Raw genomic sequence first — 20,774 nt, 5'->3', positions numbered from 1 at the left:
TCTGGTAGGGTGGAGCCATGATGGCTCTTAAATTGCTCCCCCCCAAGCCGTGCAATTCGTCGCTGGCCCTCGCCCTCGGCCTCGTCCTGGCAGCCGGCGCGACCGCTTGCGCCGACGACACGGTGACCGACGCTGGCGGTGACGAGGTCTCCGACGAGACCGAGACCGAGACCGACGCCGACACGGAGACCGAGACCGAGTCGGGCGACAGCAGCGGCGAGACCGAGACCACCGAGGACACCACCGAGGAGACCGACACCGGCGTGACCGAGGTCGACGTCAGCGGCGAGGTCACGGACTTCGTGACCCTCCAGGGCATCCCCAACGCCAACATCGCGGTCCTCGACATGCCCGGCTTCGAGGCGATGAGCGACGAGGACGGCAACTACGCCATCGACGCGATGCCGCCGGACACCGAGGTCTTCTTCCTCATCGACGGCAACGAGCCCGACTACTGGGGCGGCGTGCGCCCGGCCTGGATCCCCGCCGAGGAGACCGCCGACATCCAGCTCGGGCAGATCAGCGACGCGCTCATCGACATCCAGCTGAACCTGGCCCAGATGCAAAACCCCGACGTGATGAAGGACGAGACCAAGGCCATCGTCATCGTGCGCATCATCCAGCCCGTCGCGCTGATGGAGGGGCCGGCCACGGTCACCTTCGACCCGCCCCTGCCCGACGACCAGTACTTCGGGGTCAACGCCGACGACAACCCCGTGCTCGGCAGCACCGACACCGAGTCCTCGCTGCTCCCCCTCTGGGTCGCCTTCAACCTCGACCCGGCCGACTTCGACACCTACACCGTCGACGTCACCCACCCCACGCGCGAGTGCACCGTGCTGCACCCGAGCTTCCCGACCTTCGAGCGCTTCGTGACGGTCGTCGACATCGACTGTCCGCCCGCGCCCTGAGCGAACAGTAGCGCGCTGCGCACGTCGATTGACCACGGCCCGGCGTCCAGCGATGGACCCGGGCCGTCTCGCGTCCGCACTGTCCGCGCTGCGCAAAACGCAGGGGAACCCGCCGCCAGGCGTAACCATCGCGTTGGTCATTGTTCGCGCCACGGGCACAGCACCGACACGCGCCATGACGAGCATTCGCGCGCTCTCCCTCCGCGAGCTCATCATGACCCGCCATCCGCTGATCCGACTCACCCTTCCCTCGCTGACCGCTCTCGCCCTGCTGGCCAGCGGTTGCAACGACGACACCACCGAAGCCGACGACGAGGTCGGCGCGACCGAGACGGCCGGCTCCGAGACCGAGTCCGAGTCCGAGACCGAGACCGGCACGACCGGCACGACCGAGACCGAGACCGACACCTCGACCGACACCGACACCTCGACCGACACCGAGTCCTCGACCGACACCGACACCACCGACACCGAGGAAAGCGGGGAAACCGGCGAGCCGGTCGAGCCGGTCGACCCCGCGACCCTCCGCCCGGTCTCGGGCATGGTCGCCGTCACCCTCGAGCCCGAGGTCGAGGGGCCGAACATCCCCGACTACGTCAAGGGCCTCGTCGAGCTGATCAACGACGACAGCCTCCCCGACGACGTCGTGTTCCCCCTGCCCGCCGAGAGCACGGACACCGTCCGCGTCGCCCAGGGCCTCCGCCACTCGCTGGTCACCAAGTGGTTCGACCCGCTGACCAACGACAACTCCTTCGACGCCCCGCGCTACGGCGCCAACAACGACTACATCGCCTACTTCGGCGACGGCTGGGCCGGCGCCCCGCAGTTCTCCGGCAACGGCAACTCCGGGTGGATCTGGACCAACCACGAGTACATCTCTGGCGACCAGCCCACGGCCATGACCGGCCCGACCAGCCAGTACTCGCTGCTGACCACCTACCTGCACTGGTACGGCCGCATCGACAACCCCGCGGCCGAGACCTGGACCGACGACGAGCTCGCCGAGGTCATCACCGAGCACAAGCGCCAGCTCGGCGGCTCGTGGTTCCGCGTCCTCCAGGACCCGCGCACCGGCGAGTGGGTCGTCAACAAGAACGCCAACAACCTCCGCTACGACTCGACCAGCGCCACCCAGGTCCGGGTCACCGGCCTCGAGCTCTCGGCCACGGCCCACGACGACCAGGGCACGGAGCTGCCCGCGGGCGTGGTGCCCGGCATCATGGGCGACTGCTCCGGCGCCCAGACGCCCTGGGGCACGGTCATCACCGCCGAGGAGAACGTGCAGTCCTACTACGGCGACGTCGAGCCGTGCTGGACCAGCCAGCAGCAGCTCGTGGTCGGCTCGGGCTGCGACGCCGGGGCGGACATCATGCTCAGCGTCGAGCCCAACGACGACGGCCGGTTCAGCGCGCACCCCGACGAGAACCACCGCCACAACCGCGACTTCTACGGCTTCCTGACCGAGATCGACCCGGGCATGGCGCCCGACGAGTACTACGGCAAGACCACCCCCGGCGACGGCCACCAAAAGCTCGGCGCCTTCGGCCGCGCCCGCTGGGAGAACGCGACCTTCGCCGTCGGCCCCGACTGGCAGCTCGTCGACGGCCAGCCCATCGTCATCTACGCCGCCAACGATCGCCGCGGCGGTCGCATCTACAAGTTCGTGACCAGCCAGCTGTGGACCGCGGGCATGACCAAGGCGCAGACCCGCGATCTACTCGCCGAGGGCACGGTCTACGTCGCCCACTTCGCCGACCTCGACAACGACACCGGCCAGACCGTCAACGGCGAGTACCCCGGGCCCTTCACCCAGGCCAACGGCTGGTGGATCGAGCTGAGCACGACCAGCACCGACGTGGCCCCCAACGCCGCCGCGCTCGGGGACGGCACCACCGTCGGTGAGGCCCTCGTCGATCAGAGCTGGAACAACCTCGCCGGCTTCCCCGACGACAACACGGTCCGCCGCGCGCTGTGGACCGCGGCCAACAAGGTCGGCGTCATGGAGCTCAACCGCCCCGAGGACATCGAGTTCAACCCGACCTTCGGCTTCCTCTACGTCGCCTTCACCAAGCACGGCCGCCGCGTCGCGCTCGACGAGGACGGCGTGCTCTACGACCCCGAGACCCAGGAGATGGACTCGCCCGTGCGCGAGGACTCGACCGGCTCGGTGGTCGTGATGGACGAGGACGGCGACCCGGCCACGGCCATGCAGTTCACCTTCTGGACCGCCTGGGCGGGCACCGAGGGCGCCGACGTCTACGACGCGGCCAACCCCGACAACCTGTTCATCGACGCCGACGGCGGGGTGTGGTTCGGGACCGACGGCAACTACGGCACCAACGGCCACGCCGACGCCCTCTACTACCTCGACCTCGACATCAACCACGAGAACACCTTCGGCCTGCCCTTCCGGGTCGCCGCCGGGCCCAGCGACTCCGAGGCCACCGGCCCCGCGCTGAGCAGCGACTCGCGCACCTTGTTCTTCAACGTGCAGCACCCCGGCGAGGGCGAAGCCTCGACCTGGCCGAACTGAGCGACGAGGACGACGACCATGACCATGCGACGAGATCTCGCGCTCTCCCTGAGCCTGATCACCTTCACGCTCTCGGGCGCGCTCGGCCTCGCCGCGTGTCGACAACCCGACGACGCGTCGCCTTCGACCGAGGGCGGCGCGTCCGCGCCTGCGGACACGGGCGCGTCCGCGAGCACCCCCTACGACCCCCTGGCCCTGGCTCGGGACAACCGCGACCTCGACTCGGTCGTCAACCGCGAGGCCTCCGTGCCGCCGCAGTGCTACACGAAGTCCGAGGGCCGCCACAACCCATGCTGGGTCTGCCACGTGCCCAGCCGCTACCCCAACGTGATGGCCGACTGGGACCTGCAGGGCTCCTACCAGTTCTCCAAGGTCGGCGAGACCAACCACTGGTCGAACCTGTTCGTGGACCGCCGCGAGGCCATGGCCGCGATCCCCGACGAGGCGGTCCTCGCCTACGTGCGCGAGGACAACTACCCCGCCCTGCGCGAGCACCTGAGCGCCCTGAGCGAGGACGAGTACCCCGGCTACCGCCCCGACCTCGACTTCGCCGCGGGCTTCGACGACGAGGGCTTCGCCCGCGACGGCAGCCACTGGCGGGCCTTCACCTACAAGCCCTTCCCCGGGGCCTTTTGGCCGACCAACGGCAGCACCGACGACGTGCTCATCCGCTTGCCCGAGCGCTTTCGCCAGGGCCCCGACGGGAACGAGTCGCGGGCCATCTACAAGCTCAACCTGGCCATCCTCGAGGCCACCATCGCGACGGACCTGAAGGTGGACGACGCCGCGCTGCGCTGGACCGTCGAGCCCGTCGACGAGACCCTCGCGGGCGTCGACCTCGACGGCGACGGCGCCCTCGAAGCCAGCGTGACCGAGATCGTCGGCCTGCCCGAGCGCTACGTCGGCGGCGCGGCCAAGCACCCCGTCCGCCGGGGCCTCTACCCCGAGGGCGTCGAGTTCCTGCACTCGGTCCGCTACGTCGACCCGGGAGACGACCCTCGTGATGGGGACGCCGAGCCCGGCATGAGCGCGCGCATGAAGGAGCTGCGCTACAGCGTCAAGGCCAAGGAGCTCGACAAGTGGGCGATCCTCGCGGCCTACGAGGCCGAGGCCGAGGACAAGGACGAGGGCATGCTGCCCGTCTACGCCGGCTCGCCCCTGGTCGGGCTGCGCAACGACTTTGGCTGGCAGCTGCAGGGCTTCATCGAGGACGAGCAGGGCCGGCTGCGGGCCCAGACCCTCGAGGAGCACTACCACTGCATGGGCTGCCACTCGAACGTCGGCGTGACCGCGGACCAGACCTTCGCCTTCGCCCGCAAGCGCCCCGGCGCCGCGGGCTGGCGCTACCAGAGCCTCGCCGGCATGCCCGACGTGCCCCAGGCCGGCCACGCGCAAGGCGAGGTCGCCGAGTACCTCGAGCGCGTGGGCGCGGGCGACGAGTTCCGGGCCAACACCGAGATGCGGGCGCGCTTTTTCACCGAGGACGGGCGCGTCGACGAGGCCGCGGTCGCGGCCGCGAGCGAGGACCTGTCCGACATGCTCATGCCCTCGCGCGAGCGCGCCCTGGCCCTGGCCAAGGCCTACTGGCTCATCGTCCGCGAGCAGAGCTTCGCCGCCGGCCGGGACCCCGTGCTCGCCCCCGTGGCCACGGTCCACGAGCGCATCACCGACGCGTCCACGGGGCTGTCGGAGACGGGCAAGCTCTACGCCGACGGGACCCTGCGCCTGGACTGGAGCGCCGAGCCCAACGACGAGAACGACGACGCGCCCGCGACCGCCCCCTAGCCCCAATCCGGAGCCCGCTCCCTGGTAGAGTAACTCCGTGCCCCGCTCCTATACGGTCAAGGCCCGCGTCGTCCCCACCGAGCCGGGCCTGTCCGTCGCCCGCTTCACCGGCCTCGCGCCGCGCCGGGGCAACGTCGGCCTCGCCCTGTCCGGCGGCGGGTCCCGGTCCGCGAGCGCGTGCATGGGCGTGTGCCGGGCGCTGTCGGCCATGGGCCACCTCGGCTCGCTGCGCGCCATCTCCTCGGTGTCCGGCGGCAGCTGGTTCGCCGTCGCCTACACCTACCTGCCCGAGCGCTTCGCCCTCGACACCTTCCTGGGCGGCCTCGTCGACGATCCCAGCGCGCTGCGCCTGTGCTCCGGGCCGGGGCCCGAGCAGCTCCTCGACCTCGACGCCGGCAACTTCGGCGCGCCCCTGACCAAGGCCGCCATGGACCTGGCCCACATCCTCGGCGACGCCGTCAGCGACCGCCTGTCCGGCGTGCCCCCGCACCGCCTGTGGACCCGGCAAGTCGGCGAAGACCTGCTCGCCCACTTCGACCTCGCCAGCTTCACCGACGAGCACCTGCCCGCCGAGTTCTTCGCCGCCGACGCGGCCATGGGCGAGCGCATCGCCGCCGAGAACCCCAAGCTCCCCCAGCGCTTCCACGCCGTCCGCCGCGACCCCGAGACCCGCCGCGCCTTCCTGATCGTCAACGGGGCGATGTGCGTCGACGACGAACGCGGCGACAAGTCCCTCGCCCCGGTCCAGTTCACCCCGCTGTTCTCGGGCGTCATGGGCCGCGGCGCCGGCAGCCTCTCGGGCCGCCCCGTGGGCGGCGGCGGCATCTCCAGCCACGCCTTCGGCGGGGAGTGGGTCCTGGGCGAGGGCGAGACCATCGAGGTCCTCCAGGTCAACCCCCTGGGCCTCAGCGACATCGCCGGCATCAGCTCGGCCGCCCACGCCGACTCGCTGATGGAGCGCTCCATCGAGGCCCTGTCCCCCCAGCTGATCTATTTTTCGCCCAGCTGGAAGCGCCCCGCCGGCACCGCCGCGCGCTTCGTCGACGCCGGCTCCCTCGAGAACACCGGCGTCGCCAACCTGTTCGCGTACGAAGACATCGACAAGGTCATCGCCGTGGTCAACGGGCCCATCGGCGTGACCGTGCGCGACGACGGCGGCGTGGTCCTCGATCGCCAGGTCGCGGCCTTGTTCGGGCGCCAGACCTTCGAGGCCGGCCGCGGCTACCCGCCCTTCTTCGACAGCCGAGGCGAGCGCGTCCCGGGCGAGGGCGTCCACGACTACGCCGACAACCAGGTCTTCTCCGACGCCAAGGGCGAGTTCCACCAGCTGCTGCGCGCCATGTCCAAGCGGGTCAAGGACGGCGCGCCCACGGCCGTGCACCAGCGCCTCGAGCTCGTCGACAACCAGCGCTTCGCCGTCCGCGGCGGGCGGCAGGTCGAGGTCCTGTGGATCATCCAGAGCGAGACGCCGCAGTGGGAGGCCAAGCTGCAGCCGGCCGTGCGCGCGGCCCTGCCTCCGAAATTTCCCAACATCACCACGGCGCGCACCGGCCTGCCGGCGCGGGACGTTTCGCTGCTCGCCCACCACAGCTCGTGGGTGACCATGCGCCAGCGTGCGGTGCTCGACGCGATGTTCGAGGACTGAAGTCGTGGACGTGGGGGCAGGGAGGGCGTGGCGTCGTCCACGACGGCTAGAATAGGCGTCGGTCTGCGTCGACATTAGATGCCGGTGCCTCGGTGGCACTCGAGCGCCGCCGACACACAACATGTAGTTGACAGCCTCGCCGCGACCACCATATGTTGTGCCCGCGAAGGTGCTCGACCCCGGTCGGGCCCGAGAGGGAATCCGGTGAGAATCCGGAGCTGCCCCGCAGCGGTAAGCGAGAACGACCGCCACATCAGAGGCACTGGGACGCCCGTCCTGGGAAGCCGTGGCCAGTAGGTTGGACCGACGTCGAGGTCCAGCGCTCGCAAGTCCGAATACCTGCCTTCGCCCGGCGCCGGGAGACAACCGGCGGTGGATCTACCGGAGACCTCGGGGGAGGTCGAGGGTGTCGGCCTCGTCTAGACGACGGTCCGTGTCGCAGGCGCGTCGCGGCTGGTGACGGATCCGCGCTGCTCCTCCCTCGCAGCCGCAGCCCCCGTCCGCGCACCATGACCGTGACCGCCACCATCCCCCTCACCCCCGCCTCGAGCTCCCCCGAACCCTCCCCGCTGTGGGCCGAGGTCCAAGCCGACGCCCGCGCCGAAGGCTGGACCGCGGGCCTCGACGGCGTCGAGCTCGAGCGCCTGTTCGCCCAGACCCGCGAGCGCGCCCCCGCAGACGCCGACCGGGAGACCCTCGACGAGCTGCTCGCGCGCACGGCCGTGGGCTGGATCGTCGAGGAGCCCGACTACAGCAAGCTGGCCGCGCGGATCCTCGCCGGCGCCATCGCCCGCGAGGCCGCCAGCCAGGGCGTGACCTCCTTCCTCAACAGCGTCGAGACCCTGCACCGCCTGGGCCTGGGCAACGCCCGCGCGCTGAACTTCGCCCGAGCCCACGCGGCCACGCTCGAGGCCGCGCTCGACCGCGAGGGCGACCGCCGCTTCGAGTACTTCGGGCTGCGCACGGTCTTCGACCGCTACCTCATGCGCCACCCCAAGACCCGGCGCGTGCTCGAGACCCCGCAGCACTTCTTCATGCGCGTCGCCGCGGCCCTGGCCGTCGACCCCGACGAGGCCGTGGCCCTCTACGGCCTGTTCTCGCGCCTGGACTACCTGCCCAGCTCCCCGACCCTGTTCAACGCCGGCACCCACCGCGAGCAGCTGTCGAGCTGCTTTTTGCTCGACTCGCCCGCGGACCACCTCGTCGACATCTACGAGCGCTACACCGACGTCGCCAAGCTGTCCAAGTTCTCCGGCGGCATCGGCCTGGCCTACCACCGGGTCCGCTCCCGGGGCTCGCTGATCGGCGACACCAACGGCCACTCCAACGGCATCGTGCCCTGGCTCAAGACCCTCGACGCCTCGGTCGCGGCGGTCAACCAGGGCGGGCGGCGCAAGGGGGCCTGCTGCGTCTACCTCGAGACCTGGCACGCGGACCTGCCCGAGTTCCTCGAGCTGCGCGACAACACCGGCAACGAGTACGCGCGCGCCCACAACCTCAACCTCGCCAACTGGATCCCCGACGAGTTCATGCGCCGCGTCGCCGCCGACGAGGGCTGGAGCCTGTTCGACCCCAAGACCGTGCGCCACTTCCCCGACCTCTACGGCGAGGCCTTCACCCGGGCCTACGTCGAGGCCGAGCGCGCGGGCCTGGCCGTCGCCACCCTGCCCGCGCGCGAGCTCTACGCCCGGATGATGCGGACCCTGGCCCAGACCGGCAACGGCTGGATGTGCTTCAAGGACCGCTGCAACTCGACCTGCAACCAGACCGCGCGGCCCGGGCGGACGGTGCACCTGTCGAACCTGTGCACGGAGATCGTCGAGGTCACCAGCCCGGAGGAGACCGCGGTGTGCAACCTCGGCTCGATCAACCTCGGCCACCACCTGCGCCCCATCGACGGCGGCGGGACCCAAGCCGACTGGGAGGTCGACTGGGCCAAGCTCGGGCGCAGCGTGACCCTGGCCGTGCGCGCCCTCGACCGGGTCATCGACCTCAACTTCTACCCGCTCGAGACGGCCGCCAAGTCCAACGCCCGCTGGCGCCCCGTGGGCCTGGGCACCATGGGCCTGCACGATCTGCTGCTGCGCCTGGGCCTCGACTTCGACAGCCCGGCCGCCCGCGAGCTCGCCCGCCGCGTGGCCGAGCACGTCTACTTCCACGCCCTGCGGACCTCCTGCGATCTCGCGCGCCAGCACGGCCCGCACCCCGCCTTCCCCGAGACCCGCGCCGCGGACGGCCAGCTGCAGTTTGATCTGTGGGGCGTCGAGCCCGGCGAGGACCTGCCCTGGGACACGCTACGCCGCGACGTCGCCAGCCACGGCCTGCGCAACTCCCTGCTCGTCGCGGTCGCGCCCACGGCCACCATCGCGTCCATCGCCGGGTGCTACGAGTGCATCGAGCCCGCGGTCAGCAACCTGGTCAAGCGCGAGACCCTGTCCGGCGAGTTCATCCAGGTCAACCGCTACCTCATCGACGAGCTGCGCCGCCTGGGGCTGTGGGACGAGGCGATGCGCGCGGCCCTCAAGCGCGACAACGGCTCGGTCCAGGGCATCGCGCGCGTCCCCGAGGCCCTGCGTCGACGCTTCCGCACTGCCTGGGAGCTGCCCATGCGCGCGCTCATCGACATGGCCGCCGCGCGCGGGCCCTTCATCGACCAGAGCCAGTCCCTCAACCTCTTCGTCGAGAGCCCCGACCTCACGCGGCTGTCGGCGATGTACTTCTACGCGTGGAAGGCCGGGCTCAAGACCACCTACTACCTGCGCTCGCGGCCGGCCTCGGGCATCGCCAAGGCGACCGTCGACCCCGCCAACGCCAAACCCAAGCAGCGCAGCGCCGAGGCCCTGGCCTGCTCCCTCGAGAACCCCGAAGCCTGCGAGGCCTGCCAATGACCGCCGCTCCCGCTCCCGCCCCCGCCCCTCCCCTGCCCTCGACCGCCGACGTCATCGCCCGGCCGCCGCGGCTGCTGGACCCGGGCACCTGCCTGACCTTGCGGCCCATGGCCTACCCGGACTTCTACGCCCAGTACCGCCAGGCCATCCGCAACACCTGGACCGTCGAGGAGGTCGACTTCTCCACGGACCTGCGCGACCTGGCCGAGCGCATGGGGCCCGCCGAGCGCCACCTGATCCAGCGCCTCGTCGCCTTCTTTGCGACCGGCGACTCGATCGTCGCCAACAACCTCGTGCTCTCGCTCTACCGCCACCTCAACGCCCCCGAGGCGCGCATGTACCTGTCGCGGCAGCTCTACGAGGAGGCCCTGCACGTCCAGTTCTACCTGACCTTGCTCGACACCTACGTGCCCGACCCCGACCAGCGCCACGCGGCCTTCGCCGCCGTCGAGACCATCCCCTCGATCCGCCGCAAGGCCGAGTTTTGCCTGCGGTGGCAGGACACCGTGGCCGCGATCCCGCGCCTCGACGGGCCGGCCCATCGCCGCCAGTTCCTGCTCAACCTGATCTGCTTCGCGGCCTGCACCGAGGGCCTGTTCTTCTACGGCGCCTTCGCCTACGTCTACTTCCTGCGCTCGCGCGGGCTGCTGCACGGCCTGGCCGCGGGGACCAACTGGGTGTTCCGGGACGAGAGCGCGCACATGGCCTTCGCCTTCTCGGTCATCGACGTCGTCCGCGATCAAGAGCCCGAGCTGTTCGACGCCGAGCTCGAGGCCGCCGTGGTCGAGATGATCGAAGAGGCCGTCGCCTGCGAGGTCGCCTTCGCCGAGGACCTGCTCGGCCTCGGCGTCGCCGGGCTGACCGTGGCCGACCTGCGCGCCTACCTCGAGTACTGCGCCGACCAGCGCCTCCAGCGCCTGGGCATGGCGACGCGCTACGGCTCGACCAACCCGCTGAGCTTCATGGAGCTCCAGGACATCCCCGAGCTCGCCAACTTCTTCGAGCGCCGGGTCTCGGCCTACCAGCACGGCGTCAGCGGCACCATCGATCTCGACGCAGACTTTTGAGGCCCATGACCACCGCGCCGACCAAGCCCACCACCCAGCACGTCCCCGCCGGCGTCTGCACCCACGTCTCGCTGATCGAGATGGTGTTCCCCGAGCAGACCAACCACTACGGCACCCTGTTCGGCGGCCAGGCCCTCGCGCTCATGGACAAGGCCGCCTTCGTGGTCGCCTCGCGCTACTGCCGGCGGACCGTCGTCACGGCCTCGAGCGAGAAGACCGACTTTTGGGCGCCCGTGTCCCAGGGCCAGCTCGTCGAGCTCGACGCGACCGTGGTCGAGGTCGGGCGCAGCTCCATCCGCGTGCGCGTGGAGCTGTGGGCCGAGGACCTGCTCAGCGGCGATCGCCACCTGGCGACCCGCGGGGACTTCGTGCTCGTGGCCCTCGACGCCCACGGCAAGCCGACGCGCGTGCCGGCCCTCGCCGAGGGCAACGTGTAGGACTGATCGAGCTTCTGACCTCGGCTCGCATGTTCGCGTCTCGGCCGGCGCTCGAGCGGCCATGGCCAGCGCGCTTCAGTCGATCTTCGAGGTATCGAAGACCAGCAAGCGCACGCTGAGGCTCGAGTTGAAGGGCGTGGGCTCGGCGTCGCGCTGGGCGATGGGGACGAGCACCGCGACGCGATCGCCGTAGGCCGTCGCCGCCATGTGCCGGCTCTTGCCATTGCGCAGCTCGAGGCCAGGCAGGGGCAGGGTCAACGCTGGAAGCGTCGAGCCGTCGACCTCGAGGCGGCGAAGCTCGAGGGAGCCGACGGCCTCGGCGTTGGTGATGGTCCCGGTGCAGCTCTCCCCGTCGAGCGTATACTCGGCCTCGATGCTCCCCACGATCTCGACCCAGGTGGCCCACAGCTGCCCTCCCGGGGTGCGCACGAGGTCGTAGGCCCACCGCTCGATCCCCGCTGGGGTGACCTGGCAAGGCGGGCACTGCTCGCCTCGACTGGGCTTCATCGTCGCGCAGTAGCGGTGGGCGGCCTCGGTATTGGAGATGGTGAAGGCCCCAGCCACGGGCAGCTCCACCCAGTCCTCCACCTCGCTCATCGAGAGCACGGTGAGCTGCTCTTGCCCTCGGCGAAGGCCCACGATCGGTGGGCTCGCGCCGTCGGAGGGCCTGGCGGGGTCGGCGACGCGCCCACGCGACAGGCCAGCGGTGTCACCGATGTTCCCGTGAAAGCCCGTGAGGAACTTCAGGTAGATGGCCGCGGAGATGTCCGGGTCGTCTCCACCACCGATGATGGTGTAGAGCCGGTCCCACCCGTCGACGCCGATGTAGTGCATGCTCGAGTCTCCACCGAGCGTGGCCGCGCTCTCGACCGACCATGAATCCGGGCCTCGCCGAGACGCAAATTTGACCTCGATTCGATCCCCCCAGAACTCGCCGAAGTGGCCGTGGAGCCCGCCGGCCGAGTCCACGATGGGGTGAAAGCCGTACTCGGGCGCGAAGGACTCCGTGAAGGTCGGGACCTCGAACTCGTCCCACCCCTCCGCGGTCTCACGCAGGTAGGCGTTGTCCGGGAGCCCCCGCACGATCGTGCCGTCGGGGGCCTGGCTCGACATCGCCATGACCGCGGGGAAGGCGGGCACGAACTCGGCTTGCCCATCGGCGACCCGAATGGAGCGCCGCTTGAATGGATTGACGCGCATGTCGAGGTGTATGGCGTGCTTGCCCAGGCCGAGGACCGCGCTGGAGAGGTAGTGATCGTCTTCGCAACTCACGATCAGGTCGAGGGTGATCGGGCAGTCCGCGCCGGCGCAGGTGTCTTCGTGACTGCCGGGCTCGATGACGCATCCTTGGCCAGGGTTCGGCTCGGGATCGGGGACCTCGAAGGGCTCGCCCGCTTCGTCTTCCCACCCCGTCGTGCCCTCGGACTCTGACTCCGACTCTGACTCTGTCTCCGACTCCGACTCCGACTCCGACTCCGTCTCCGTCTCCGTCCCCGTCTCCGTCTCCGACTCCTCGCTCGAAGAGCTCTCATTGTCCCCGTCCGTGGAAGACTCGCCGACCTCGTCCGAGCCCACCTCCGCCCCGGGGACGGGGTCTATCGAGTCCGGCGTGCAGCCCAGGCCGAAGGCGGCGAACACGGCGCCCACGACGACAGGATTCCCGAGCGCGCGGCGTACTGGTTCTTCGCTCATACCCAGTCCATGTCCGCCGAACCCGAAATTGTCACGGCTTCAGGCCTCGCGCAGCCGGGCCTCGGCCGCGCGCAGCTGCGCGGCCAGCCGAGCCTCGAAGCCCAGGGCGAACAACACCTGCATCGGCCAGTACAGCGACCCCGTCGCCGCGCTCTCCCACAGGCTCTCGAGCCGCGACAACCCGGCGTGGGTGACCAGGTAGCTCGGAGCCCGACGCTCGACGAGCTGGTGGCCGACGAGCTGCTGGAGCGCAAAAAAACACAGCCCCACGCCCAGGCACACCCGCAGCCCGCCCGCGCTCGCGGCCAGGCTCGCAAAGGCCCAGCTCGCCGCCCCGATCCACGCGCAGGTCAGCGCGCCGCCCAACACGTGCAAGCGCGACACGTGGACGGCCAGGCCCAGGTAGGCCAGCGTCCCGACCCCCAGCCCGAGCACGCGCACCGGCAGCAGATCGAGCACGGCGAAGCTCAACCCCACGGTCAGCGGATCGACGAGCAGGTGGATGGCCCGGTTCAGCGGGTGCCCGTGGTGGCTGCCGTAGCGCGCGAGCTGGGCGAGCAAGCTGCGGTCTGGCTGCGCGTCCGAGTCGGCCATGATGGGTTTAGCGAAGGTCCTCGACGACCCGGTGGCCGCGCGCCCGCGCGACCTCGCGCCCCTCGGGCCAGTCGCTCACGCCCGCGACGAAGATGAAGCTGAGCCCGAAGGCCTCGGCCAGCTCCATGTCCAGGCGCGCGTCTCCAAGGTACACGCCGCCGGGCAGCAGGTCGCCGTCCGCACGCAGGCGCTCGAGGTGCTCGCGCTTGGGCGTGGGGCTGCCGTGGATCCCGGCGAAGCGCTCCGCCAGGCCGTGGTGCTCGAGGGCCTCGCGGACCTCGTCCTGGTCGCCGCCGCTGACGACGTGCAGCGGCACCCGGCGCGCGACCAGGGCGGCGATCAGCTCCCGCGCCCCGGCCACGGGCTGGCACGCGCGCAGGCCCTCGCGGCAAGCGGCAGAGAAGCGGCGCAGGGCGGACTCGATGGCCAGCTCGGGCTCGGCGACCGTCGCCAGCTCGGTGTAGAAGCGGCGCAGCTTGGCGTAGCGCGAGACCCCGCCGGTGCGTCGGTGCTCGTCGATGAAGGCCGCGACCAGGTCGGGGTCCTCGTCGACGAGGGTCCGCTCGAAGGCCTCGACCTTGACGGCGTTGGAGTCGAGCAGGACCCCGTCGCAGTCGAAGATCGCGCAGCTGAAGGACTCGAGGAAGGGGAAGGAAAGCGAGGGCGCGGCCATCACACGGCGTCGGACAGACTCGAGAAGTTGAAGTCGCGCACCACCATGGGCGGGACGACCATGACCATCCCGCGGCTCATCACCCGCTGGGGTCGGCCGAGGGCGAGGACGTTGCTCAACATCGTCACGGGGCTGTCGTTGTAGCGGAAGTTCTTGACCGCCGTGGTGATCTTGCCCTGCTCGACCAAGAAGGTTCCGTCCCGTGTCAGGCCCGTGACCAGGATCGAGCGGGGCTCGAGCATGCGGTTGTACCAAAAGCGCGTGACCAGCACGGCCCGGTCGACGGCGCGGACCAGGTCGAGGAGCTCGACGTCGGCCCCGTCCATGAACAGCGAACCCGGCGCGCTCACGGGCTGGGCCTTTTGCTGCTGCGCCCAGTAGCGCGAGCGGGTCAGCTCGCGCAGCACGCCGTCGCTCACCCACTGCGTCACCTTGTGGGCCTGCCCGTCGCTGGCGAAGGGCCGCGAGGGGTGGTCGGGGTCGGCGGGGTTCGAGCGCAGGTTGACGCTGGTGTGGAACAGCTCCTCGCCGATGCGGTTGCCCCCGTCCTTGCGGGCGAAGAAGCTCCGGCCCTCGTCGGCCGCGCGCGCGTCCAACGAGCCGACGAAGAAGCTGAGCAGATCGGCGACGGCCTGGGCCTCGAGGATGACCAGCTGCCGGCCGGTGTCGATGGCCTTGGGGCTCTGGGACAGGTCGGCCTTCTCCGCGGCGACGGCCGCGATCGGCCCGCCCTCGACGGCCTTGGCGAGGTGCGAGACCCCCGAGCCGCGCCCGCTGCCCGAGCCGTCCTCGGTCCGGCAGGTGACCGAGAGCGAGGCCTCGGTGCCCTGCCAAAACTGGAAGCCCCCCGCGCTCGTGGCCACGGCGTAGCTCTCCTCGTGGTGCTGGAAAAAGCCCGCCGCCTCGACCCCGGCGTCCTTGGCCACCTTGACGGCGTCGGCGACCCGGGTCAGGCGCTGCTTGGCGCCGAGCTTGGCCGTGGCCTTGTCGTGGCCGTCGACGCTCAGGGTCCGGGCCTCGCCCACGGGGGGCACGTGCTCGGGGTTCTCCGGGCTGAGCACCGCGAGCTCCTCGGCCTCGGCCATCAGCGCCGTCAGCGAGTCTTTGTCGTCGCGGTTGCTCGTGACCGTGGCCGAGCGCCCCTGGATGGACGCGGTGACCGAGATCTCGAGGCGCTCGACGTCGCCCTGAGTGGTCGGCTGGCCGTTGGCGAAGCGGGTGTTGCCCTCGACGCGGTCGCGCACGCGGACCACCACCTCGGGGGCCATGGCCGCCCCGAGCAGGGTGTCGGCGATGGCCTTGGCGCGTTTTTTGGTCAGGGTCGCCATTACGAGTTCTCTCCGGTGTTGACCACGTTGACGCGGAAGCGGGCCGGCGGGCAGCCATGGCTGACCGCGTTGCGCTGCCCGGGCTCGCCCTTGCCGTCGCCAAAGCTCCCGCCCAGGCGGAAGCTGCCCTCGCCGCCGAGCATGTCGCAGGACTTCCAAAAGTCGACGGTGTTGGCCTGGTAGGCGACGTCGCGCAGGGGCCTGGCCAGGCGGCCCTTCTCGATCTTCCAAAACTGCTGCCCGGAGAACTGGAAGTTGTAGCGCTGGTGGTCGATGGACCAGCTGCCCCGACCGCTGATCAGGATGCCGTCCTCGGTGGCGTTGATCAGGTCCTCGGTGGTGTAGCCCTCCTTGCCCGGCATCAGCGAGATGTTGGGCATGCGCTGGAAGGCCACGCTGGCGTAGGAGTCGCCGTAGCTGCAGGCGTGGCCGTCCTTGTCGCCGGTTTTGTCGCGGATCCAGTGGGCCTGGTCCCGGGTCGTCTGCCAGTCGACGAGCTTGCCATCCTTGACCAGGTCCCAGCGCTCCGTGGCCGCGCCGTCGTCGTCCCAGGCGCAGGTCGCCAGGCCGCCGGGCTGCGTGCGATCGGCGATGAAGTCGATGGGCTCGCCGCCGAGCTCGAGGCTGCCGGTCTTGGCCGGATCCATGAAGCTCGTCCCGGCGTAGTTGGCCTCGAGGCCCAGGGCCCGATCGAGCTCCGTGGGGTGGCCGATGCTCTCGTGGATCGTCAGCCACAGGTTGCTGGGCGCGAGGATGACGGTCTGCTCCCCGGGCTCGACGGCCTCGGCGTGGAGCTTGCGGACCGCGTCCTCGCCGATCTGCGGGGCGTCGAGGTCGAGCTTGGCGTCGGTGACGTGCTCCCAGCCCGCGAGCATCGGCGCGATCTCGTGGTTGCGGCTGGCGAAGCGCCCGAGGCGACGGCTGACGGCCATCGCCGACAGGCTCGGCAAGATCCGGAACATCAGCTGATGGATGCGCGCGCCCTCGGAGCTGAGGAACAACTTTTCCTCGCGCTGAGCCTGGACTCCCGCGGTCGCGTGCAGCACCCCGGGCACGGCCAGCGCCGCCTTGGTCGCGGCGATCAGCACGTCGGCCTTGTCCTTGGGCGAGACGGTGAAGGGGTCGACGCCGTGGGGCGCCACCCACTGGCCGACCAGGGGCGACATCGGAGCGAGCTCCACCGGCTGCGCGCGCAGGGCCGCGTTGATCTTCGCCGCGCCCACGGCCTGCTTGGCCAGGGCCTGCATGGTCTCGACCGCCGTCTTCGAGGCCGGGGCGACACGGTGAGTCGCCGCAAAACCCCAGGCCCCGTCGGCGATGACCCGCAGCCCGAGGCCGAACTCGCTGGTCCGCCGGACGTTGCGGATGTGCTCGTCGCGGACGCTCAGGCTCTCCCGCCGCCACGAGACCAGGCGCGCGTCGGCGTAGCTGGCGCCCGCCTTCAGGGCCGCGTCGATCGCCGCCGTCGCCAGGGCCTCGGCGTCGAGGAGAGGGCTGCCCGCGAGCAGGCCGACGTCCCCGCTGGGCGGCGGCTTGACCGGCGCGGGCTCGCGGCTGCCCGCCGGGTCGGCCCAGGCCTGGCGCGGGCTGGAGGCAGACAGGGCGCCCGCCCCTGCCGCCACGCTCGCGGCGCGCAGAAAGTTGCGACGAGAGGTCGACATCGCCGGGATGATACCCGTTCAGCGAAGTCCACACCTCCCCCCGTACGCGCGCCAAAAACCCGGGCCGAGCCTTGAAACCCGCGGTCGAGGAGTCGCGTATCATCGGGGCGTTCTCCGCGAACGACCCGCTATATTGCCTCCGGCTCCCATGTCCTCCCCGACCACCGATCGCCGCCGCTCGACCCTGCTGATCGCCGCCATGCTCCTCGGGCCCCTGGCCTGCGACGAGGGCGAGGCGCCGATGTCGAGCGCCGCGGCCGCATCCGAGCAGGCCGAAGGCGAGGCCAAGCTCGGCCCCGAGCCCGCGGACACCGGCGCGAAGGTGGCCGCGAAGGCGGGCGACGGACACAGCCACGCCGGCCCCGCGGCGGCCGAGCCCGAGGCCCGCAGCGTCGCCAGCGGCCTCGACGTCGGCCAGCGCCTCCTGCCCTTCGACATCATCAACGCCAGCTCCGGCAAGCGCTACTGCCAGATCTGCGAGTACGGCCCCTTCCCCGTGATCATGGCCGTCGGGACCGTCGACGACCCCGAGTTCCGCAAGGACATCGTCGCCCTCGAGGCCGTCGTCGACAAGTTCGGCTCGGACAAGATCCGGGCCTTCGCCGTGCTCGCCGAGTCGGCCGAGGGCGAGGGGCTGATCACCCCCCACGCCGACCGCGAGGCGCTCATGGCTCAGGCCAAGGCCATGCGCGAGGAGCTCGGCGTGCGCATGCCCGTCGTCGTCCCCGCGCCCAACGACGGCAAGGTCCGCGGCACCTTCGAGGACCACTACCGCGTGTCGCAGAGCCGGACGATCATGTTCGCGGACCGGCGCAAGCAGGTGAAGTTCAGCGCCATCGCGCCCCTCGATCTCTCCGCCCTCGAGGCGGCGATCTCGGACGCGCTCAGCTAGTTGGAGGCGGGGCGCCGGCCCCAGGCTTGGACCATCCGCGACTGGCCGTAGACGACCTGCGAGTCGTTGGCCGCGGTGGTCAACGCCGAGCAGATCGCCCGGGCTCGCTCCGCCTCGCTCGGATCCGAGATCAGCCGGAGCGTCTCGGAGAAGCTCAGGCTCTCGATGTGCTTGCTCTCCCCCGTGGACGCCGTGGGCTGGTGCGCGCCCGCCTGCACCTCGGCGAAGCCGACCGCCGGGAGGAGCTCGTGCAGCCGCCGGCCCACGTCGAAGTCGCAGCCCCGCGCCGCCGCCATCGCGCTCGCCATGCGGTGCAGATCGCCCTGAGCCTCCTGCGCTGGATAACAAAAGGAGCTCGAGACCACGAGCTCCTCGCACAACAGCACGCCTCCTGGCCGCAGCAGCTCGAAGCAGTGCTCGAGGGCGCGCTCGGGCTCGGGCAGGTGCATGAGCAACAAGCGGACAAAGGCCACGTCGAAGCTCCCCTGGGCCAGGCCCGTGTCCCGCGCGTCGGCGGCGACGAGGTCGACCCAGGGGCGCTCTGCGCAGCGCCGCCGCGCGTGCTCGAGCTGCTCGCGGCTGATGTCGACCGCGACGACCCGACCCGACGCTCCGACCTGGTCGGCCAACCAGCAGGTCATGTGCCCCGCGCCGCAGCCGAGCTCGACCACGCGCTGGCCCTCGTCGAGGCCGATGCGGCGCAAGACTCGTCGGCTCGCCCCGCCGTAGGCCCGATCGACCAGCCGCAGGCGACGCTCCCCGACCGCGTCGCGGAGCATCATGTAGTTGTCAGGCGGCTTCCTCATAGCTGGTGATGAAATTGCGCAGCGCGACCCGCTCCATCGGATCGAGGTAGGGCATCAAAAAGCGCTCCGCGAGCTCGGGGTCGTCGAACACCGCGCGGTGCTCCCCGCCGCCGTCGCGGAACAGGCGGCGGATCTGCAGACCCATGAGCGCCGACTCGTCGATGAGGACCACCTGGGCCTCCACCCCTTCGTCGCTGCGCATGATCTGAAGCAGGAACTCGGTCGTCTCTCGATCGAGCAGCCGCATCCCTCGCCAGTCCGTAGCGAGCACCATCCGGCCGTTCACGCGCCCCGCGATGGTTTGAAACTCAGGAAAACTCGACTGCAGCTCCGCGACGGTGACTTTGCCCGTCTGCCGAATTCCGACCAGCCGACCCACATGATGTTCAACGGTGACCACCATGCGAGGATAGATTAAAGCGGCACTTCCCTGAAGCGCAAAGCGCTACATTTGCTCATGCGCGCTTTCATGGACGTAGGCCCACATCATGCCATACCGCTGGCCAGGCACGGATCGGAGAATCGCGGTATCGAACTTTTTTTGTGACACTCCAGGTTTAATCAGATCAAATGTCGCCAGCACGTCGCGGCGAGACAGCGGGCGCAGCACCAAATTCACAACCTCGGACTTTGGGCTCCCCGCGCGGTCACCATAAAGGCCCGACAGCCGGGTCCAGTATTCGTCCCTGTCCAGCATGCGTCCGTCTGTCAGCACCACCCTGAAGTCGGGGGTCAGCGCCTCCCAAATTTGTCTGATGACCCTGTCATCGGGCTCTACGAGGCCTCGCGACCACCCGTAAAACACGTCGTACCACCTCGAGATCTCGCGGCGCGCGTGGGCGCACGCGTCAAACTGCACGGCTGCTTCCACTTACAGGCTCTCCTCTTCAACCGACCAAACCAGCCTAACGCGACAACCCCGCGGGGCAACAAATTAACGCGGCCTCAATCGCCCCTTTCGAACGGACGTGATTCAAATGCGCATTTACATTCCTGGCAATCAAAATCCGGCCAGCCGCACAATCGACAACTCCGCCCTCTCGACTAATTCAGGTCCACAGGTATCGTATCGAACCGGCCGACGTCGTACCCCACATTCAACTTCGAGGTGCACCACGCGAGCGCGTCCACGTGGGTCGACGCAAAGGTATAGGGCGCGAGATCCACCGGGAGCAGCCGAGACAAGACCTCGATGCGGCCCCTGTCCCCGTGTGTACCGAGCACGAAGGCCACCCCCTTGAGGAAGGCCTGGAAGTACAGGAGCTGGCGCGGGGTCCACAGCTTTCGGTACTCCACGCCCGGATCCCCGCTCACGAGGGTCGAGCCATCGATGACCACCGCGAAGGGCTCCATGGCACGGAAGCGCTCGTCAATGACGCGCAAGAGCTCTGCATGTTGGCGGCGCCCAAAGTGCTCGGGGAGCTGCATGAGCGATATGGACCTACACGGGAGGAGGGCCTCGACCATGGTTCAAATGTACCCATTGGCCCAAAGATGTACAGTTAAATATCCACCCACCTTGACCGAACGTTCGCAAACAATGCGCTATGTTGGGTTCGAGTCGCGCGAGGAACTGACCATCCCACCTCGCCCCTGTTTACCGCGTAGTTGCCCCAACACGCCCGTCAGACGAGCCCCGACTCGGGGTCTGTCCCGGGCGCTCGTAGGATATCGACCAAGGGCCCCAACGCCGCTCGGTGGCACCTGTGCTCACGCGTCGCCGGGCCTGCAGCCGGTGAATCTACCGGGTCGCCGACACTCCTTCTCGAACGCAGCGCGTCGCTTTGCGCCCCCAGCGCAACCGTCAACCTGGCAGCCATGACGGTCGGTGAGCTGGCCCCCACCCGAGGCCGAGCCGGCCC

Annotated in this window: 17 protein-coding genes and 1 riboswitch; of the genes, 8 read left to right on the top strand and 9 right to left on the bottom strand. The window is 70.0% G+C overall.

What is annotated here, in order from left to right:
• Nucleotides 1-17: 17 nt before the first annotated feature.
• From PPSIR1_RS00430 to PPSIR1_RS00400, 7 genes are all read left to right on the top strand, one after another.
• Nucleotides 18-911 carry a peptidase associated/transthyretin-like domain-containing protein gene (locus PPSIR1_RS00430; RefSeq protein ID WP_157595060.1) on the top strand — a complete coding sequence of 298 codons (894 nt, stop codon included), beginning with the start codon at nt 18-20 and terminating at the stop codon, nt 909-911.
• 175 nt (nt 912-1,086) lie between these two features.
• A complete protein-coding gene (locus PPSIR1_RS00425) occupies nt 1,087-3,444 on the top strand; it encodes a PhoX family protein (protein WP_006968976.1) in 2,358 nt (785 codons plus the stop codon).
• Nucleotides 3,445-3,462: 18 nt separating this feature from the next.
• Nucleotides 3,463-5,229, top strand: coding sequence for a hypothetical protein (locus PPSIR1_RS00420; RefSeq protein WP_006968975.1), 1,767 nt, complete (start codon nt 3,463-3,465; stop codon nt 5,227-5,229).
• Between the two features lie 37 nt (nt 5,230-5,266).
• A complete protein-coding gene (locus PPSIR1_RS00415) occupies nt 5,267-6,874 on the top strand; it encodes a patatin-like phospholipase family protein (protein WP_006968974.1) in 1,608 nt (535 codons plus the stop codon).
• Nucleotides 6,875-7,024: 150 nt separating this feature from the next.
• Nucleotides 7,025-7,235: riboswitch (cobalamin riboswitch) on the top strand.
• Nucleotides 7,236-7,383: 148 nt separating this feature from the next.
• Nucleotides 7,384-9,762, top strand: a complete 2,379-nt coding sequence (locus PPSIR1_RS00410; RefSeq protein ID WP_006968973.1) for a ribonucleoside-diphosphate reductase subunit alpha — start codon at nt 7,384-7,386, stop codon at nt 9,760-9,762.
• Complete coding sequence (locus tag PPSIR1_RS00405; RefSeq protein ID WP_006968972.1) at nt 9,759-10,829, top strand: ribonucleotide-diphosphate reductase subunit beta; 1,071 nt, start codon at nt 9,759-9,761, stop codon at nt 10,827-10,829. The genes PPSIR1_RS00410 and PPSIR1_RS00405 overlap by 4 nt, the downstream gene beginning before the upstream one ends.
• A gap of 80 nt (nt 10,830-10,909) precedes the next feature.
• Nucleotides 10,910-11,266, top strand: a complete 357-nt coding sequence (locus tag PPSIR1_RS00400; RefSeq protein WP_045115145.1) for an acyl-CoA thioesterase — start codon at nt 10,910-10,912, stop codon at nt 11,264-11,266.
• Nucleotides 11,267-11,341: 75 nt separating this feature from the next.
• Here the strand turns inward: PPSIR1_RS00400 and PPSIR1_RS00395 are convergent, their stop codons facing one another.
• From PPSIR1_RS00395 to PPSIR1_RS00375, 5 genes are all read right to left on the bottom strand, one after another.
• Nucleotides 11,342-12,913, bottom strand: a complete 1,572-nt coding sequence (locus PPSIR1_RS00395; RefSeq protein ID WP_006968970.1) for a hypothetical protein — start codon at nt 12,911-12,913, stop codon at nt 11,342-11,344.
• An 84-nt stretch (nt 12,914-12,997) separates the two neighbouring features.
• Complete coding sequence (locus tag PPSIR1_RS00390) at nt 12,998-13,552, bottom strand: Mpo1-like protein (protein ID WP_006968969.1); 555 nt, start codon at nt 13,550-13,552, stop codon at nt 12,998-13,000.
• Nucleotides 13,553-13,559: 7 nt separating this feature from the next.
• Nucleotides 13,560-14,225: an HAD family hydrolase gene (locus tag PPSIR1_RS00385; RefSeq protein WP_006968968.1), complete on the bottom strand. Its 666-nt coding sequence runs from the start codon at nt 14,223-14,225 to the stop codon at nt 13,560-13,562.
• Nucleotides 14,225-15,553: a metallopeptidase TldD-related protein gene (locus PPSIR1_RS00380; RefSeq protein ID WP_006968967.1), complete on the bottom strand. Its 1,329-nt coding sequence runs from the start codon at nt 15,551-15,553 to the stop codon at nt 14,225-14,227. The genes PPSIR1_RS00385 and PPSIR1_RS00380 overlap by 1 nt, the downstream gene beginning before the upstream one ends.
• Nucleotides 15,553-17,214: a TldD/PmbA family protein gene (locus PPSIR1_RS00375; RefSeq protein WP_006968966.1), complete on the bottom strand. Its 1,662-nt coding sequence runs from the start codon at nt 17,212-17,214 to the stop codon at nt 15,553-15,555. Before PPSIR1_RS00375 ends, PPSIR1_RS00380 begins: the two co-directional genes overlap by 1 nt.
• Nucleotides 17,215-17,362: 148 nt before the next feature.
• Here PPSIR1_RS00375 and PPSIR1_RS00370 point away from each other — a divergent pair, with 148 nt between their 5' ends.
• Nucleotides 17,363-18,106, top strand: a complete 744-nt coding sequence (locus PPSIR1_RS00370; RefSeq protein WP_006968965.1) for a hypothetical protein — start codon at nt 17,363-17,365, stop codon at nt 18,104-18,106.
• On the opposite strand, the gene PPSIR1_RS00365 is transcribed toward PPSIR1_RS00370, so the two are convergent.
• The 4 genes from PPSIR1_RS00365 to PPSIR1_RS00350 form a co-directional block, all read right to left on the bottom strand.
• Complete coding sequence (locus tag PPSIR1_RS00365; protein WP_006968964.1) at nt 18,103-18,912, bottom strand: class I SAM-dependent methyltransferase; 810 nt, start codon at nt 18,910-18,912, stop codon at nt 18,103-18,105. The two genes, PPSIR1_RS00370 and PPSIR1_RS00365, sit on opposite strands and share 4 nt — an antisense overlap.
• Nucleotides 18,896-19,198, bottom strand: a complete 303-nt coding sequence (locus PPSIR1_RS00360) for a hypothetical protein (RefSeq protein WP_157595059.1) — start codon at nt 19,196-19,198, stop codon at nt 18,896-18,898. Before PPSIR1_RS00360 ends, PPSIR1_RS00365 begins: the two co-directional genes overlap by 17 nt.
• Before the next feature lie 159 nt (nt 19,199-19,357).
• Nucleotides 19,358-19,783, bottom strand: a complete 426-nt coding sequence (locus tag PPSIR1_RS00355; RefSeq protein ID WP_045115116.1) for a hypothetical protein — start codon at nt 19,781-19,783, stop codon at nt 19,358-19,360.
• A gap of 173 nt (nt 19,784-19,956) precedes the next feature.
• Complete coding sequence (locus PPSIR1_RS00350) at nt 19,957-20,379, bottom strand: hypothetical protein (RefSeq protein ID WP_006968961.1); 423 nt, start codon at nt 20,377-20,379, stop codon at nt 19,957-19,959.
• Nucleotides 20,380-20,774: the final 395 nt, after the last annotated feature.

The organism is Plesiocystis pacifica SIR-1, assembly GCF_000170895.1.
Lineage (GTDB): Bacteria > Myxococcota_A > Polyangia > Nannocystales > Nannocystaceae > Plesiocystis > Plesiocystis pacifica.
Note: the sequence above shows the minus strand (reverse complement) of the source record. Positions and strands in the feature narration are given on the sequence as shown.